This window comes from Brucella lupini (genome assembly GCF_002252535.1).
Classification (GTDB): Bacteria; Pseudomonadota; Alphaproteobacteria; order Rhizobiales; family Rhizobiaceae; genus Brucella; species Brucella anthropi.
This window is the reverse complement of sequence record NZ_NNRN01000046.1, coordinates 487,609-504,816: the sequence shown is the minus strand read 5'-3', so window position 1 is coordinate 504,816 and position 17,208 is coordinate 487,609. Positions and strand designations below refer to the sequence as shown.

Genomic DNA, 17,208 nt, shown 5'->3' with positions numbered 1-17,208 from the left:
AGGCTGCTGGGTATGAGGCCGAATAAATGCGACACGCTTTAGCTCTCGCTGAAATATCCGTGGGAAAGCCGTTCAGGAATACGTGAATAGACAAATCAGGAGCCATCATCATGACAGTACTGCTTGGAATGGACCAGCAAATCATTGATGATACGGTCATGTCAGGCTTAGAAGCACAACAGGCGCTGTTCGCGTCCAACGGCGATCCCATCGTTCTGGGACGCATCGGATCGCTGGAAGTACGGCTTGCAAATTCACGCGAGGCGGTAGAAGCCGCGCAGGAATTGCGTTTCCGCGTCTTCTTCGACGAAATGGGCGCGCGCAGGGAAAGCATCGAAGCGGTGGAGCTTCGAGACGCTGACCGTTTCGACGCTATTTGCGATCATCTGCTCGTTTACGACACCGCCCTGCCCGTGCCGGAGCATCAGCAGATTGTCGGCACCTATCGTCTGATGCGTAGCGATCAGGCGGAACAGGCGCTCGGCTTTTATTCTGCCGATGAATATGACGTGCAGCGTCTGGCCCTTTCACGCCCGAACCTCCGCCTGCTTGAACTGGGTCGCTCCTGCGTGAAGGCGGAATACCGCTCCAAGCGCACTGTCGAGCTTCTTTGGCAAGGTGCCTGGGCCTATTGCCGCCGCCATTCCATCGATGTGATGTTCGGCTGTGCTTCATTCCACGGCGCGGTGCCTGCAGCGCACGCGCTCGGCCTGTCGTTCCTCCATCACAACTGCCGTGCCACCGATGACTGGGACGTTCGTGCCCTGCCCAATCGTTATCAGGCCATGGACCTGATGCCGAAGGAAGCCATCAACAACAAGGTTGCGCTGTTCTCAATGCCGCCACTGGTCAAGGGTTATCTGCGTCTCGGCGCAATGATCGGCGACGGCGCAGTGATCGACGAGGCATTCGGCACAACCGATGTCTTCATCATCCTGCCGATTGAGCGCATTTCCAGCCGCTACATCACCTATTACGGCGCGGAAGCGAACCGCTTTGTGTAAGCAAAAAGGCGAAACATCTGTTTCGCCTTTTTAGTTTCACGCCCTGCCTGCCAGTTCCTTTAATTTGTAGATCAGGTCCAGCGCTTCTCGCGGAGTCAGTTCGTCTGGACTGATTGCAGAGACAGCCTTGGTCAGTTCACTATCTTTCCCCTGAACCTGCTGCTTCGGCTTTTCCTGCTGCAAGACGACAGAGAACAGCGGCAGATCATCGATCAGCTTGTCCGCCTTGCCCGAGGTTTCGCCCGCTTCAAGCTGGTGCAGCACATCGCGCGCGCGATTGACAACCGCTTCGGGCAGCCCCGCCAGACGCGCGACCTGCACGCCATAGGAACGGTCAGCTGCCCCTTTCGCCACCTCATGCAGGAAGACGACATCATTGTCCCATTCCTTGACTCGCATGGTGACATTGGAAAGCCGCTCAAGCTTTTCTGAAAGTGCAGTCATTTCATGAAAATGCGTGGCAAACAAAGCCCGGCAACGGTTCTTTTCATGCAGATATTCAACCGCTGCCCAGGCAATGGACAATCCGTCGAAAGTGGCTGTACCGCGCCCGATCTCATCGAGGATCACCAGCGAGCGTTCGCCTGCCTGATTGAGGATCGCAGCCGTTTCCACCATTTCAACCATAAAGGTTGAACGCCCGCGTGCCAGATCGTCGGAAGCACCGACACGACTGAACAGCCTGTCCACGACACCGATTTGTGCAGAACCCGCAGGCACGAAGGAGCCCATCTGTGCCATGATCGCAATCAGCGCATTCTGGCGCAGGAAGGTTGACTTACCGCCCATGTTCGGGCCGGTCAGAAGCCAGATCGCGCCATTGCCGCCGTCTGCTTGCGGCGAGAGATCGCAATCATTGGCGACAAACGGATTGGCCGCCTGACGCCGCAGGGCCTGCTCGACAACCGGATGACGACCCGCAACGATGTTGAAGGACAGGCTGTCATCGACCTGTGGACGACAATAACCCTGCTCTTCCGCCAGCACAGCAAGCGCTGCCGAGACGTCGAAAACAGCAAGCGCCGATGCGGCGGCACGGATGCTATCAGCATGGGAGACCGCTTCCGCCGTCAATTCCTCAAACACGGCAAGCTCGATTGACAATGCGCGGTCGGCAGCATTGGCGATCTTGCTTTCCAGTTCCGCCAGTTCGGTCGTAGTAAAGCGCATGGCATTGGCCATGGTCTGGCGATGGATGAAACGGCTCTTGGCTTCATCTGTATCCGTCATCGCCCCGGCATTGTTGGCCGTCACCTCGATAAAATAGCCAAGCACATTGTTATGCTTGATCTTCAGCGACTTGATACCGGTTTCTTCGATATAATTTGCCTGCAGACCGGCGATCACCCGGCGTGACTGATCACGCAAAGCCCGCATTTCATCGAGTTCGGAATTATAGCCTCCGCGCACAAAACCGCCATCGCGTTTCAGAAGCGGCAATTCGTCGGCCAAGGCCCGGTCGAGATGGGCGGTAAAGATGGCGGGCATGGCACTGACGGCATCGCGGGCATGTGCCAGTTCGTCGGGCAGCAAAGCGCTTTCCAGCAGGCTCGCAATGACATGCGCAGCCTCGAAGCCTCGGGCAAGGCTACCCAGATCACGCGGGCCACCGCGCCCGACGGCAAGGCGCGAAAGACCGCGCGGCATATCCGGCACGCCCCTCAGTTCTGCACGCATGGCTTCACAGAGCGACTGCTCGCTCAGGAACCAGGAAACGGAATCGAGCCGCAGCGCGATTTCCTTCGGATTGGTCAGCGGCGCGGTCAAGCGTTCGGCAAGGAGTCGCGCACCGCCGCCCGTCACCGTGCGATCAACCGCCTTCAGCAAACTGCCGTCTCGATTGCCCGACATGGTGCGGGCAAGTTCCAGACTGGCGCGTGTGGCCGGGTCGATAAAAAGCGTGCCGCCCTCGTGTTCGCGTTCGGGCCGCATCAAGGGTGGGCGTTCCGAAATCTGCGTCTTCTCGATATAGGCGATTGCCCCGGAAATAGCTGAAAGTTCAGGGCGGCTGAACTGGCCGAAACCATCCAATGTCGCGACGTTGAAATAGCGTTGGATGCGCGTTTCCGCAGCCGCGCTGTCAAAGAGGGTCGCCGGTTGCGGCGTTACCGCCTTGCCGACCAGATCGAAGACCGGGCGTAGCTCCTCATCATGGAAGGCGCTGTCAGCCACAACCAGTTCGCGCGGGTCGACCCGCATCACATCGGCGAAAAGCCGGTCCGGCGTGGTTTCCGCCACACGGAAAGTTCCGGTTGAAATGTCGATCCAGGCGAGCGCCAGCGCACCATCGCCGCGCGTGCGCCCCATCGCCATCAGGAAATTGGCTTCGGACGGATCCAGCAGCTTTTCTTCGGTCAGCGTGCCCGGTGTGACGAGACGGATCACATCGCGCTTCACCACCGATTTGGAGCCACGCTTCTTCGCCTCTGCCGGATCTTCCACCTGTTCGCAAACCGCGACGCGATAACCCTTGGCGATCAGCTTCTGCAGATAATCGTCGGCGGCATGGACCGGCACGCCGCACATGGGAATATCCTCGCCCAGATGCTTGCCGCGCTTGGTGAGCGTGATGCCGAGTGCCGCAGAGGCTTCCACTGCATCATCGAAGAACAGCTCGTAAAAATCGCCCATGCGATAGAAGAGCAACGAATCGACATTTGCCGCCTTGATCTCGATATATTGTTCCATCATGGGCGTCAGGCGAACGGGCGCTGCCTCGGCGGTGTTTTCTTCCGCTTCCGAGCCGTGTTCGTTAGCCGTCGTTTCCATCTAAAAACCTTCATTTATTGCTTAGCCGACGAGGCTAAAGTTATAAAATTTCGTATTCCATCGTTTTTGGATGAATATCTATTCCTCGAAGCACTGTTTACACGATGCGTGACTGGCGCTATCGAGGTTCTCCCGCAGATGAAACCGGAGGGAACATGCCAGCCTCGACGCCGAAGGGCAACACATCAGAACGCGCACCCACAGCCAGTGAGAAGGAAGCGCTAGACTTTCACGCGCAGGGTCGCCCGGGCAAGCTGGAGATCAACCCCACCAAGCCCATGACCACGCAGCGCGATCTGTCGCTCGCCTATTCTCCGGGCGTTGCCGTGCCGGTGAAGGCAATCGCCGAAGACGCAGCCCGCGCCTATGACTATACGGCCAAGGGCAATCTCGTCGCCGTTATCTCGAATGGTACCGCCATTCTCGGCCTCGGCAATCTGGGTGCGCTCGCATCCAAGCCGGTGATGGAAGGCAAGGCCGTGCTGTTCAAGCGCTTCGCCGATGTCGATTCCATCGATCTTGAGGTCGATACGACCGATATCGATGCCTTCATCAATGCGGTGCGCTATCTCGGACCGTCGTTCGGCGGCATCAATCTGGAAGATATCAAGGCGCCCGACTGCTTCATCATCGAGCAGCGCCTGCGCGAACTGATGGACATTCCGGTTTTCCATGACGACCAGCATGGAACGGCTATCATCGCCGCTGCCGGCCTGATCAATGCGCTGCATCTGACCGGCCGCGACATGAAGACGACGAAGCTCGTCTGCAATGGCGCGGGTTCGGCGGGTATTGCCTGTATCGAGCTTATCAAGGCGATGGGTTTTGCCTCGGAAAACGTCATCCTGTGCGACACCAAGGGCGTCGTCTATCAGGGCCGCGAAGAGGGCATGAACCAGTGGAAGTCCGCCCATGCGGTGAAGACCGACAAGCGGTCCCTCGCAGATGCCATGAACGGCGCGGATGTCGTGTTCGGCCTTTCGGCCAAAGGCGCGTTCACCGAAGACATGGTCCGTTCCATGGCGCCGAACCCGATCATCTTCGCGATGGCCAATCCTGACCCGGAAGTAACGCCCGAAGAAGTGGCGCGCATCCGTGATGACGCCATCGTTGCCACCGGTCGTTCGGATTATCCGAACCAGGTCAACAATGTCCTTGGTTTTCCTTACATCTTCCGTGGCGCACTCGACGTACGTGCAACCACCATCAACGATGCGATGAAAATCGCAGCCGTCAATGCATTGGCCGAACTTGCCCGCGAGGACGTGCCGGACGATGTGGTTGCCGCCTATCAGGGCAGCCGTCCGCGTTTCGGCTCAAGTTACATCATTCCGGTGCCGTTTGATCCGCGTCTGCTTGCATCCGTCTCGGCTGCCGTCGCCAAGGCAGCGATGGAAACCGGCGTTGCCGGGCGTGCCATTGCCGACATCGAAGGCTACAAGCGCGAACTGTCGGCACGTCGCGATCCGATTGCCTCGACGCTGCGCGGCATCTATGAGCGCGTGCGTCGTCAGCCGAAGCGCATCGTCTTTGCCGAAGGTGAAGAAGAACAGGTGATGCGTGCCGCCGTTTCCTACGTCAATCAGGGTCTCGGCACCGCTATTCTGGTTGGCCGCGAGGAACGGGTGAGGGATACAGCCAAAGCTGCTGGTCTCGATCTCGACCGTCCCGGCATCGAAATCATCAATGCGCGCCTTTCGAGCCGCAATGCGGCCTATGCCGACTACCTCTACGAGAAACTGCAGCGCAAGGGCTATCTGACGCGCGATTGCCACCGGCTCATCAACAATGACCGCAATCATTTTGCGGCCTGCATGGTGGCGCTCGGCGATGCCGATGGCATGGTGACGGGCGTGACCCGCAATTACGCGACAGGTCTCGACGATGTGCGCCGTGTGATCGATTCCAAGCCCGGCCACCGCATGGTTGGCGTCTCCATCGCACTTTGCCGTGGACGCACGGTGTTCATCGCCGATACCGCCGTTCATGAAATGCCGACCGCAGCCGAGCTTGCCGATATTGCGGTTGAAGCTGCGGGCATGGCGCGCCGCATGGGTTATGTACCACGTGTTGCACTGACCGCCTTCTCGACCTTCGGTCATATGGGCGGTGAACGCTCCGCGCGCATTCAGGAAGCCGTCCGCATTCTCGCAACGCGTCATGTCGATTTCGAATTCGACGGCGAAATGAGTGCCGATGTGGCGCTGAACCCGAAGCTGATGGAACAATATCCGTTCATCCGCCTGTCGGGCCCGGCCAATGTGATCGTCACACCGGACAATCATTCGGCCTCGATTGCCGCCGACATGCTGCAGGAACTGGGTGGCGCAACGATTATCGGCCCGTTGCTCGTCGGTCTCGACAAGCCAGCGCAGATCGTCACCATCGGAGCGAAGGATTCCGACATCGTCAATATGGCGGCAATTACCGCCTATAACGCGACGAACTGAAAGATCAGCGAAGAGCAATACAAAGGCCGGGTTTTCCCGGCCTTTGCTTTTGGATATTCATCATCCATAAAAGCGGCTATAGGATAGCCATCGTCCACTATCCTTTTCTCCGCAAACCGGATCTACATGCCGCATGAGCGCACACGACCTTAAGCTGGAAGAGATCGTCAATCCCGAGACGCTACGCCGCAAGCTCAACGAACTGGCGGATTCCACGGACGAAAACTACACCAGTCCTACCGTGCGAAAAGTGGTGCTTCAGGCTCTGAAGGACGCTTTGGTGCGCGGTCGCGCCAATGCCGAAGGCATGTTGATGAAGGATGGTGGCGGCACGCTCTGCGCCAAACGCCTGTCCTTTCTCATGGATACGCTGATTGAGGCGCTGTTTGAATTCGCCACCACCAAAGCCTATCCGATGATCAACCCGTCGAAGGCCGAGAACATGGCTATCGTCGCGGTCGGCGGTTACGGGCGCGGCGGGCTGGCGCCTGGGTCAGATATCGATCTTCTGTTTCTGCTGCCCTACAAGCAGACCCCCTGGGGCGAGCAAGTTGTCGAATACATGCTCTACATGCTGTGGGACATGGGACTGAAAGTCGGTCATTCCACGCGCAACATCGATGAGTGCATCCGGCTTTCGCGCGAAGACATGACGATCCGCACGGCAATTCTCGATGCGCGATTTCTCACCGGCAATCGCGAGCTCTTCAAAACGCTTGTTACCCGCTTCGACGAGGAAATCGTCAAGGATACCGGCCCGGAATTCATCCAGGCCAAGCTTGCCGAGCGCGACCAGCGCCACCGCAAGGCAGGCGAAACCCGCTATCTGGTTGAGCCGAACGTCAAGGAAGGCAAGGGCGGCCAGCGCGACCTGCATACGCTGTTCTGGATCACCAAATATTTTTACCGTGTCAAAACGAAAGAAGAGCTGGTCAAGCTCGGCGTTCTGTCACGAGCCGAGCTGAAGCTGTTCAACAAGGCGGAAGATTTTCTTTGGGCGGTGCGGTGCCACATGCATTTCGCGACGTTGAAGGCAGAAGAACGCCTTTCCTTCGACATCCAGCCGGAAATCGCCCAACGCCTTGGCTATACGGCGCATCCCGGCCAGAACTATGTCGAACGTTTCATGAAGCATTACTTCCTCGTGGCCAAGGATGTGGGCGATCTCACCCGCATCATCAGCGCAGCGCTGGAGGAGCAGCAGGCCAAGCATGTACCGGGCTTCAACCGCATTTTCCTTACGTTCTCGCGACGCAAACGCAAGCTTTCCGCCGACGGCGACTTCGTTTCGGAAAATCACCGCATCAACATCGCACGGCCAGAGGTTTTCAAGGAAGACCCGGTCAATATCATTCGTCTCTTCCATCTGGCCGACAAACACGGGCTGGAATTTCACCCCGAAGCGATGCAAAGCCTCACCCGCTCGCTGAAACTCATCAATTCCGATCTGCGTGAAAATCCTGAAGCGAACAAGCTTTTCCTTGAAATCCTGACCTCGCCGCGCAACCCCGAACTCATCCTGCGTCGCATGAACGAATCCGGCGTGCTTGGAAAATTCATTCCTGACTTCGGCAAGATCGTCGCCATGATGCAGTTCAACATGTACCACCATTATACGGTGGACGAGCATTTGTTGCGTTGCATCGCCGTGCTGTCGGAAATCGAGCATGGTGAGCTTGAAAACGAGCACCCGCTTTCAAACCACCTCATCACGACAGTCAAGCGCGACCGCAACCTGCTTTATGTGGCGCTGCTCTTGCACGACATCGCCAAGGGGCGCCCGGAAGATCATTCCGTTGCTGGTGCGCGCATCGCCCGCAGGCTGGGACCACGGCTGGGTCTTACCCCTACCGAAACAGAAACCGTTGAATGGCTTGTGCGCGAACATCTGACCATGAGCATGGTCGCGCAGTCACGTGATCTCAACGATCGCAAGACCATCATCGACTTCGCCGACACCGTGCAGACCATGGAGCGGTTGAAGCTCCTCCTGATCCTGACCGTCTGCGATATCAAGGCGGTTGGTCCCGGCGTGTGGAATGGCTGGAAGGGCCAGCTTCTGCGCACGCTCTTCTACGAAACCGAACTGGTCCTGACCGGTGGCTTTTCGGAATTGTCCCGTGCCGACCGCGACCATCAGGCGCGAGAGGCGCTGGCGGACCGGCTCTCTGATTGGCCGAAGGACAAGCGCGATGCATATCTGGCGCTTCATTACACCAACTATTTCCTGACTGTCAGCCTCGAGGATCAGGTCCGGCACGCCCATTTCATTCGCGAAGCCGACCGCAACGAGCGGGCGCTGGCCACCATGGCCAAGCCGCATACTTTCGAGGCGGTTACGGAAATCACGGTACTGGCGCCTGACCATCCGCGTCTGTTGTCGATCATCACCGGCGCCTGCGCAGCGGCTGGCGCCAACATCGTCGACGCGCAGATTTTCACCACTGGCGATGGACGCGCACTGGATACCATTCTCATCAGCCGCGAGTTCGACACTGATGACGACGAGCGCCGCCGTGCCGAACGCGTCGGCAAGGTCATTGAGGATGTTTTGTCCGGCAAGGCCCATCTGCCCGACGTGCTGGCCAAGCGCACCAAGCCGAAGAGGGCCGCCAAGGCGTTCAAGGTGGAACCGCGAGTCGAGATCAACAACACGCTTTCGAACAAGTTTACCGTCATTGAAGTGGAAGGTCTGGACCGGCCCGGTTTGCTTTCAGAACTGACTGGCCTTATTTCCGACCTTTCGCTGGATATTGCATCGGCTCATATCACCACCTTCGGCGAGAAAGTGATCGACAGTTTTTATGTGACTGACCTTGTGGGCCACAAGATTTCAAACGCCACCCGTCAGGGCAATATCAGGCGCAAGCTGCTTGGTGTTCTCAGCGGCGAAAATGGCAGCAAGACAAACGGCCGCTCATCTCAGGCCGCAGCATAGGTTTTTCAGTAAATGAGTTTGGTCAAAAAGTTCGCCACGGTCGCGTCCGGAACGCTGATGAGCCGCATTTTCGGCTTCACGCGCGAGATGTTCATGGCGGCAGCGCTCGGCACCGGTCCAGTAGCCGACGCCTTCAATGCCGCTTTCCGGTTCCCGAACACCTTTCGCCGGCTCTTTGCCGAAGGCGCGTTCAATTCAGCCTTCGTGCCGCTTTTTGCCAAGGAAATAGAGAAGAACGGCATGGACGGCGCGCGCCGTTTTTCCGAAGAAGTGTTCGGCGTTCTCTTCACGGTGCTTCTGTTCCTGACCATCGTGATGGAACTTTCGATGCCCTTCATCGTACGGACGATAATTGCACCGGGTTTCACCGACGATCCGGTGAAGTTCGACAATACGGTGCGTCTCGCCGTTATCATGTTCCCCTATCTCGCCTGTATGTCGCTGGCGGCGATGATGGGCGGGATGTTGAATTCGCTGCATCGCTATTTTGCAGCGGCCATTGCGCCGGTATTCCTCAACATCATCCTGATCGGGGTTCTGGCTTTCGCGTGGTGGCGTGGCTATGACGCGCTTTCGGTCGGCTATGGCCTTTCGTGGGGCGTGATGGCTGCAGGTCTGGTCCAGCTTGCCATTGTGTGGATCGCCGTGCGCAATGCAGGTATCAAGATCGGCTTCCGCCGTCCACGTCTGACCTCGAACGTCAAACGGCTTCTCGTGCTAGCACTGCCCGCAGCGATCACCGGCGGCATCACGCAGATCAACCTGCTCATCAACACCAATATCGCATCCGGCATGGAAGGCGCGGTATCGTCGCTCGTCTATGCGGACCGCATCTATCAGCTTCCGCTCGGCGTCGTCGGCATCGCCGTCGCAACCGTGCTTCTCCCGGAACTGTCACGCGCGCTGCGTGGCGGGCACATGAAAGAAGCGTCGAACCTTCAGAACCGCTCGGTTGAGTTCACCTTGTTTCTAACGCTACCGGCCGCTGCTGCCCTGCTCGTCATGTCGGAACCTATCGTCCGGCTTCTGTTCGAACGCGGCAAGTTCAGCCCGGATTCCACGCTCGTCGTTTCCAATATTCTGGCCATCTACGGCCTCGGCCTGCCCGCGTTCGTGCTGATCAAGGCGTTCATTCCCGGTTTTTTTGCCCGCGAAGACACCCGCACACCGATGATCTTCGCTGCCATTTCGGTGGCGGTGAACGTCTCGCTCGCCATCACGCTTTTCCCGCATTTCGGTCCGACCGGCATCGCCACGGCTGAAATCGTTGCCGGATGGGTCAACGCTATCCTGCTGTTCGCCATGCTCGTGAAGCGCGGCCATTGGGGGCGGGATATTCCGCTGCTCACCCGTATTCCGCGTCTCCTCATCGCTGCCGCGATCATGGCATTCGGAATCCACTATGCCATCGGCCATTTTGCCTACGAGCTTTCCTCCGCAGCGCCGCTTGCTCTGCGGGCGGGAACCGTCACCGCTATCGTTGTTGCGGCAATGGTGGTCTATTTCGGTTTGGCCTTCGGTCTGGGTGGCGCCAATACGGGAATGATCCGTCGCAACATCAAGCGCGGTGCGGCAAAGAAAGCCCCTGAAAGCGAGCAATAATTCAAGCTTGAAAGGCGGCTGCGTCTCTGCGAAAAGACCAGCATTCAAAATCCCCGCTCTCCACCGGCGGGGCTAACTTTTTTAGGATAAAGCCATGAGCACGTTCAAACCGCTTGTCTTCTCCGGCGTCCAACCGACCGGAAATCTTCACCTCGGCAATTACCTTGGGGCGATCAAGCGGTGGGTCGAGGTTCAGGAAACGCAGGAATGCATCTATTGCGTCGTGGACATGCACGCGCTGACCATTTCGCCCGATCCGGCTGAGCTGATGCAATCGACCCGTGAAGTCACCGCGGCTTTCCTTGCTGCCGGTATCGACCCGAAGAGAAGCATCGTCTTCAACCAGAGCCGCGTCATGCAGCACGCAGAGCTGGCATGGGTATTTAACTGCATCGCGCGCATCGGCTGGATGAGCCGCATGACCCAGTTCAAGGACAAGGCAGGCAAGGACCGCGAAAACGCTTCGCTCGGCCTGTTCGCTTATCCAAGTCTGATGGCCGCCGACATCCTGCTTTATCGCGCCACCGCAGTGCCGGTGGGTGAGGACCAGAAGCAGCATCTGGAATTGACCCGCGACATCGCGCAGAAATTCAACAACGATTATTCGGATCGCATCGCTTCGCTCGGCGTGGGCGTGGATATGCAGGTTGGTGACGAGCAGGTTTCCGGCTTCTTCCCGATGACGGAACCGATGATCTCCGGCCCTGCCATGCGCATCATGTCGCTGCGCGACGGCACCAAGAAGATGTCGAAGTCCGATCCGTCCGATCTGTCGCGCATCAATCTGATCGACGACGAAGAGACCATCACCAAGAAAATCCGCAAGGCAAAGACCGACTCGGACGGCCTGCCCACCGAGCTCGACGGTCTCGCCGGTCGTCCGGAAGCCGATAATCTGGTTGGCATCTATGCAGCACTTTCCTCTCAGTCGAAGGAAGACGTGCTCAACGAATTCGGCGGACGCCAGTTCTCCGAATTCAAGGCATCACTTGCCGATCTCGCGGTGGCAAAGCTTTCGCCTATCACTCATGAGATGCGCCGTCTGGTCGCTGATCCGGCTTACATCGACAGCGTTCTGCGCGACGGTGGTGAGCGGGCTGGCGTGATTGCCGAACAGACCATGCGCCATGTTCGCGACATCGTCGGCTGGCTGCAGAACTAAACTTCTCAATGATCAAGCGAGCGGCAACATTTTTGCTGCCGCCGCTCTTCACTTGAAAATCATCATCCGATCTTCAAGTACCTACCAAATGTCAGCTTGCAGACGGTCAATCCCGATGGCAAATTGCGGCCATGGTATCAAAACGACTTAGCCGGGAAGCCGGTCACCGCCGCAAGTTTCTTGCCGTCATCGATGAGACGCCCGAATGCGGGCGCGCCGTTGCATATGCCGCGCGCCGTGCAAAAAATACGGGCGGCTCTCTCATCCTGCTTTTCGTGATTGATGACTCTGATTTCCAGCAAATTCTGGGTGTCGGCGAAATCATGCGTTCCGAAGCGCAGGAACGTGCTCGCGCAGCGCTGGAAAAATTCGCCGCAACTGTGCGTGCAGCCCAAGGCATCGAGCCGGAAATCAACATCCGTGAGGGCGAAACCGCCTCGGAATTGATTAGCCTCATCGAAGAAGATCAGGACATCGCCATTCTGGTTCTGGCTGCCGGTTCGGGCAAGGAAGGCCCCGGCCCTCTCGTGCAATCGCTTGCCAGCCGCTCCCAGTTCCCGATCCCGGTTACGGTCATTCCGGCAGGTATGAGCGACGATGACATTGATGCGGTGACCTAATCACCCTATATTGATGACAACTGATACACGCAGCATCGGGATAGCACTTGCGTCCATGAGTATCTGCGCTTACGAGAATCGTTCCAAAATCTGAAAGCGGGACAACTGGCATGTTCATCCAGACTGAAACCACGCCCAACCCGGCGACCCTGAAGTTTCTTCCCGGCAAGGTCGTGATGCCGGAAGGTACCGCCGATTTCCGCGACGCCTCCACCGCGGGCAACACATCGCCGCTCGCAGCCAAGCTTTTTTCGGTTCCGGGCGTGACCGGTGTTTTCTTCGGTTATGACTTCATCACCGTCACCAAGGAAGACGGCGAGTGGCAGCATCTGAAGCCCGCCATTCTTGGCACGATCATGGAACATTTCATGTCGGGCGCACCTGCAATGGCTGGCAACAGCAATGCAGACGCTGCTGCCGCTCATGGCGAAGAAGAATTTTTCGATGAAGCCGATGCCGAAACCGTCGAGATCATCAAGGAACTGATCGAGACCCGCGTTCGTCCGGCAGTTGCACAGGATGGTGGCGACATCACCTTCCGCGGTTTCGAGAACGGCACCGTGTTCCTGAACATGAAGGGTGCATGCTCTGGTTGCCCGTCGTCGACTGCAACGCTGAAGCACGGCATTCAGAACCTCCTGCGCCATTTCGTGCCGGAAGTGCAGCAGGTCGAACAGATCTGACCTTGCTGAGACTTGTAAAGAAAAAGGCCGCTTGAAGCGGCCTTTTTCATATCTGTCATCATCTGGACCTACTGCTTCACGATGACCTTGGCACCCTGTTCGGTGCGGTCGTAAAGATCCATGATGTCCTGATTCATGAGGCGGATGCAGCCGGAAGACATTGCCTTGCCGATGGACCACCATTCCGGCGTTCCGTGCAGACGATAGCCCGTGTCGCCACCCTTGTTGTAGAGATATAGAGCGCGCGCGCCGAGCGGATTGCGCAGGCCGGGGTCCATGCCGTTGCGATATTTTGCCAGTTCCGGTTGGCGCTTGATCATGGCGGAAGGCGGCGTCCAGGTCGGCCATTCCCGCTTCATGGCGACGCGCGCCGTACCGGACCATTCAAATCCTTCACGACCAACACCAATGCCGTAACGCATGGCCTTGCCTTCCGGCATAATGAGATAGAGGAACTTTTCCCGCGTATCGACGATGATCGTGCCGGGGGCTTCGTCCGTTGGATATTTGACGATCTGGCGGCGATATTGCGCCTGGATCTTTTCGCTCGGGATGGCCGGGACGACATAGCCGGCGTCGGTGACCGAAGAATAGGAGGCGGTATAGAAAGTGCCGCCTACGGTCGAGCAGCCTGCCAATGCACCTGTCAGAAAAAGAGCCGTCGTCAGTTTAAGGACGCGAGAATTCATGCATTCCCCCAGATTGGTTCATTCCGTCAATGGGACCACGATGGGCCGGAGATAGAAGCGAATCGCTCATTCTTGTCGAAGATGCGGTAGTATTGTTAACCAGGCGTTAACCGTAAATTGAAAATTCCTTGAATAAGACATTTTTTGGCCATGTTTGCCTTGGTAGCGCGGTTTTCGTACGGCTCGTCCCAGTTTTCCGATTGTTTCGATCTGAATCCACGCACAAAATGCGCCCATGCCGATCGTGATTCCCAACCAGACCCATCCTCTTTCCGACGGCCGACAGTCGGAGAACGCCATGCTGGTGCGGCGTGGCGTGCAGCGTCTTTTTCTGGAAATGGGGCTTGCAACATTGCCTGAACTGCCGCTGGCATCCGGCAGGCGCGCCGACCTGATGGCGGTCAACCGCAAGGGTGAAATCTGGATCGTGGAGATCAAATCGTCGATCGAGGATTGGAAGGCAGATCACAAATGGCCCGAATATCGCGCTTACTGCGACCGGCTGTTCTTCGCCACCCATCCGGCGGTGCCGCGCGAAATATTTCCGCAAGAATGCGGCTTCATTCTCTCTGATGGATATGGGGCGGAAATTATGCGTGATGCGCCAGAACATAAATTGCCCGGCGCAACCCGAAAGGCGTTGATGCTACGCTTTGCGCGGGCGGGCGCCGCCCGCCTGACAATCGCCGAACTTGCGGGTCTCGATGTACCCGAGACAGAAATAGATTGATTTAGCTGTCCAATTTAACGAGGCGCGCGTTTGGCCAGAATGCGCTGCAATGTACGGCGATGCATGTTGAGACGACGTGCGGTCTCGGAGACATTGCGTTCGCACATTTCATAGACGCGCTGGATATGTTCCCAGCGAACCCGGTCGGCTGACATCGGATTCTCCGGCGGCGCAACCTTTTCGCCGGGACGGCGGGTCAATGCTGCGAAGACCTCATCCGCATCGGCAGGCTTCGACAGATAGTCGATTGCGCCCAGCTTAACAGCGTTCACAGCAGTTGCGATATTGCCGTATCCGGTGAGAACGATGGCGCGCGTATCGGCACGGCGCGAACGAATAGCTTCTATGATGTCGAGGCCGTTGCCGTCGCCGAGGCGCATATCCACGACCGCATAGGCCGGGGCGGCGGCCTTGGCGGCAGCAATGCCTTCCTCAACCGATTCCGCAGTTGTCACCTGAAAACCCCGGCTCTCCATGGCGCGGGCAAGGCGCTGCAAAAAGGGCTTGTCGTCATCAACCAGAAGGAGGGTCGGATCGTTGCCTATGGCTTCGGTGTCTTCCTGCTTCAAGTCGTCCATCGGGTGCTTCCTGCCTGTATTTTTCTTTCCTTATTGATACCCCTGCGTCAAAAAGTCAAATAGCCATTGAATTGTTGAAGCAATTTCAGCATTCGCCCATACGCAAGAACAATGCAAGCCATTGTATTTTCGGAATATTTTTAAAAATGGACACAAGGAATTGATAGCAAAATCGTGCGTAAGCTGCAGTCTTTTGCTCAGATGGCCCAATATTGCCGGGCCTCGGCGGATAGCCCGGCCAGAAAGCTGTCCAGCTCCACTTGATCGATATGCGCACGCAGCGCCTTGGCAACATCGTAAATAGCTGAATCCGGTGCAAAATTATGATCTTTGCGCAGAGATTGCACTTCACAGGTCAATGCCTGTCGGCTCAGAAATGGCTGTTTCGCTTCACCAATATCCCAGTTTGCTACAAAAACCGCACGAAGAACGGTTGGCAATATCGTGGCAAAGCGAATCGCTTGATCGACCTCCAACCGGTGGCGGAAGGTGAGCAGCACAGCTTCCACCATCGTATAGGCCTGATTGCGTGTAGCGAGCCCTGCCTCATCCCGAGCCATATGGAGAAACTTGTCGAACTCCTCCGTCGCCCTCTGGATTTCAAGCGGAATCGTCATGCTGCATCCTTCTTCAGCCTGATGTGAATGCTGAACGCGGCCACACCACCTTCACTTCTGCGCCCTGTCCGGGATTGTTGCGATTGCGGAAGGTGATATGCGCGCCTGAGCGTTCCAGCAAAGTCTTGGCGATGAACAGACCAAGGCCGAGTCCGCCGCCGTTCCGCGTATTGTCGCGGCTCGTCATATAGGGCTCGCCGATACGATCGAGGATTTCCGGTTTGAACCCCTCGCCATCATCCTGAATGGTCACGCTCACATTACCGTCGGTCCAGCCCCAGGTCACGTTGACCGTACCACGTGCAAAATCGACGGCATTTTCCACCAGATTTCCGAGACCGTAGAGAAGGCCGGGATTGCGCCGGGTGACGGGTTCCGGTTTCGGACCTTCCGTCTTCTGCACGTCAATCGTGATACCGAAGTTGCGGTGCGGCGCAATCACCTCTTCGATGAGAGAGGAGAGCGGCAGGCGCGACATGTGCTCCTCGCCCTCCGAAGATAGGCTGGTCAGCCGCTGAAGAATTTCACGGCAACGCTGGGTCTGGGAATGGAGCAAGGCGATGTCTTCGGCAAGGCCCGGATCGGTGGTGCGGGCGCGCTGCATTTCCTTTACCACCAGCGCAATCGTTGCCAGCGGTGTGCCCAATTCATGGGCGGCTGCGGCAGCCAGACCATCCAGCGCCGACAGATGCTGTTCACGCTGGAGAATAAGTTCGGCAGCGCTCAATGCATCGCCCAGCTGACGCGCTTCCTCGGCGATACGATAGGCGTAAACGCCAGTGAATCCGAGCGCCGAAATAATGGCGCACCAGATGCCGATGACGAACAGAAACGGCAGGTCCAGCGTTTCGCCCGGATACCAGGGCAGCGGTTCGTGCCTGATGGTAAGCACCGACGTACAGGCAACCACCAGCAAGGCGAGCACCAGCGTATGACGAGCCGAAAGCGACGTCGCCGAGATAATGACGGGTACGATCATCAAAATGATGAAAGGATTCTGCAACCCGCCAGTGAGATAGAGCAGCCCTGCCAATTGCAGAACGTCGAACGCCAGAACCAGGCTTGCCGCCGCCGGATTGAGCCGGTGGTTGGTCGGAAAGCGGAAGGCCAGATAAAGGTTGAGCCATGCTGAACAGGCGATCAGAGCAAAACAGATGCCGACTGCAAAAGGAAATTGCAGATAGAGCGCCACGAACATGACGGCGGCGGTCTGCCCGGCAATGGCCAGCCAGCGCACACGTATCAACGTGGTCAGGCGCGGGCGGCGCGAAAGATTGGAAGCGCGATTCTCGAATTCTGCGTGCATGAGTCCCTCTACTCGCTCCTTATGAGACAAGGTCGGGTCTCAACGCAAGCGGAACTGCGT

At 57.6% G+C, this 17,208-nt stretch carries 13 protein-coding genes; 8 read left to right on the top strand and 5 right to left on the bottom strand.

Annotated features, from left to right (window positions below):
* Nucleotides 1-110: 110 nt before the first annotated feature.
* Nucleotides 111-1,004, top strand: coding sequence for a GNAT family N-acetyltransferase (locus CES86_RS13895; RefSeq protein ID WP_029375852.1), 894 nt, complete (start codon nucleotides 111-113; stop codon nucleotides 1,002-1,004).
* Nucleotides 1,005-1,040: 36 nt separating this feature from the next.
* On the opposite strand, the gene mutS is transcribed toward CES86_RS13895, so the two are convergent.
* Complete coding sequence (gene mutS / locus CES86_RS13890) at nucleotides 1,041-3,773, bottom strand: DNA mismatch repair protein MutS (RefSeq protein ID WP_094514658.1); 2,733 nt, start codon at nucleotides 3,771-3,773, stop codon at nucleotides 1,041-1,043.
* Nucleotides 3,774-3,928: 155 nt separating this feature from the next.
* Here mutS and CES86_RS13885 point away from each other — a divergent pair, with 155 nt between their 5' ends.
* From CES86_RS13885 to CES86_RS13860, 6 genes are all read left to right on the top strand, one after another.
* Entirely contained in the window at nucleotides 3,929-6,223 is a 2,295-nt protein-coding gene (locus tag CES86_RS13885) for an NADP-dependent malic enzyme (protein ID WP_029925933.1), read from the top strand.
* A gap of 133 nt (nucleotides 6,224-6,356) precedes the next feature.
* Entirely contained in the window at nucleotides 6,357-9,161 is a 2,805-nt protein-coding gene (locus tag CES86_RS13880) for a [protein-PII] uridylyltransferase (protein ID WP_011982362.1), read from the top strand.
* 12 nt (nucleotides 9,162-9,173) lie between these two features.
* Entirely contained in the window at nucleotides 9,174-10,763 is a 1,590-nt protein-coding gene (murJ, locus tag CES86_RS13875; RefSeq protein WP_010657991.1) for a murein biosynthesis integral membrane protein MurJ, read from the top strand.
* Between the two features lie 94 nt (nucleotides 10,764-10,857).
* Nucleotides 10,858-11,925 carry a tryptophan--tRNA ligase gene (trpS, locus tag CES86_RS13870; RefSeq protein ID WP_010657990.1) on the top strand — a complete coding sequence of 356 codons (1,068 nt, stop codon included), beginning with the start codon at nucleotides 10,858-10,860 and terminating at the stop codon, nucleotides 11,923-11,925.
* Between the two features lie 131 nt (nucleotides 11,926-12,056).
* Nucleotides 12,057-12,545, top strand: coding sequence for a universal stress protein (locus CES86_RS13865; protein ID WP_010657989.1), 489 nt, complete (start codon nucleotides 12,057-12,059; stop codon nucleotides 12,543-12,545).
* Nucleotides 12,546-12,655: 110 nt separating this feature from the next.
* Nucleotides 12,656-13,228 (top strand): NifU family protein, encoded by a 573-nt coding sequence (locus tag CES86_RS13860; RefSeq protein WP_010657988.1) that lies wholly within the window; start codon nucleotides 12,656-12,658, stop codon nucleotides 13,226-13,228.
* 68 nt (nucleotides 13,229-13,296) lie between these two features.
* Here CES86_RS13860 and CES86_RS13855 read toward each other — a convergent pair whose 3' ends face one another.
* Nucleotides 13,297-13,917, bottom strand: a complete 621-nt coding sequence (locus tag CES86_RS13855) for a L,D-transpeptidase (protein WP_011982361.1) — start codon at nucleotides 13,915-13,917, stop codon at nucleotides 13,297-13,299.
* A gap of 235 nt (nucleotides 13,918-14,152) precedes the next feature.
* Between CES86_RS13855 and CES86_RS13850 the strand changes: the two genes are divergently transcribed.
* Nucleotides 14,153-14,647 carry an MmcB family DNA repair protein gene (locus CES86_RS13850; protein ID WP_011982360.1) on the top strand — a complete coding sequence of 165 codons (495 nt, stop codon included), beginning with the start codon at nucleotides 14,153-14,155 and terminating at the stop codon, nucleotides 14,645-14,647.
* Between the two features lie 14 nt (nucleotides 14,648-14,661).
* On the opposite strand, the gene regA is transcribed toward CES86_RS13850, so the two are convergent.
* From regA to CES86_RS13835, 3 genes are all read right to left on the bottom strand, one after another.
* The gene (gene regA / locus CES86_RS13845; RefSeq protein ID WP_006465866.1) at nucleotides 14,662-15,225 is read right to left on the bottom strand and encodes a global response regulator transcription factor RegA; all 564 of its coding nucleotides are present in this window, start codon (nucleotides 15,223-15,225) and stop codon (nucleotides 14,662-14,664) included.
* A gap of 197 nt (nucleotides 15,226-15,422) precedes the next feature.
* The gene (locus CES86_RS13840; protein ID WP_011982359.1) at nucleotides 15,423-15,842 is read right to left on the bottom strand and encodes a DUF2267 domain-containing protein; all 420 of its coding nucleotides are present in this window, start codon (nucleotides 15,840-15,842) and stop codon (nucleotides 15,423-15,425) included.
* A 13-nt stretch (nucleotides 15,843-15,855) separates the two neighbouring features.
* A complete protein-coding gene (locus CES86_RS13835) occupies nucleotides 15,856-17,148 on the bottom strand; it encodes an ActS/PrrB/RegB family redox-sensitive histidine kinase (RefSeq protein WP_010657984.1) in 1,293 nt (430 codons plus the stop codon).
* Between the last annotated feature and the right edge of the window lie 60 nt (nucleotides 17,149-17,208).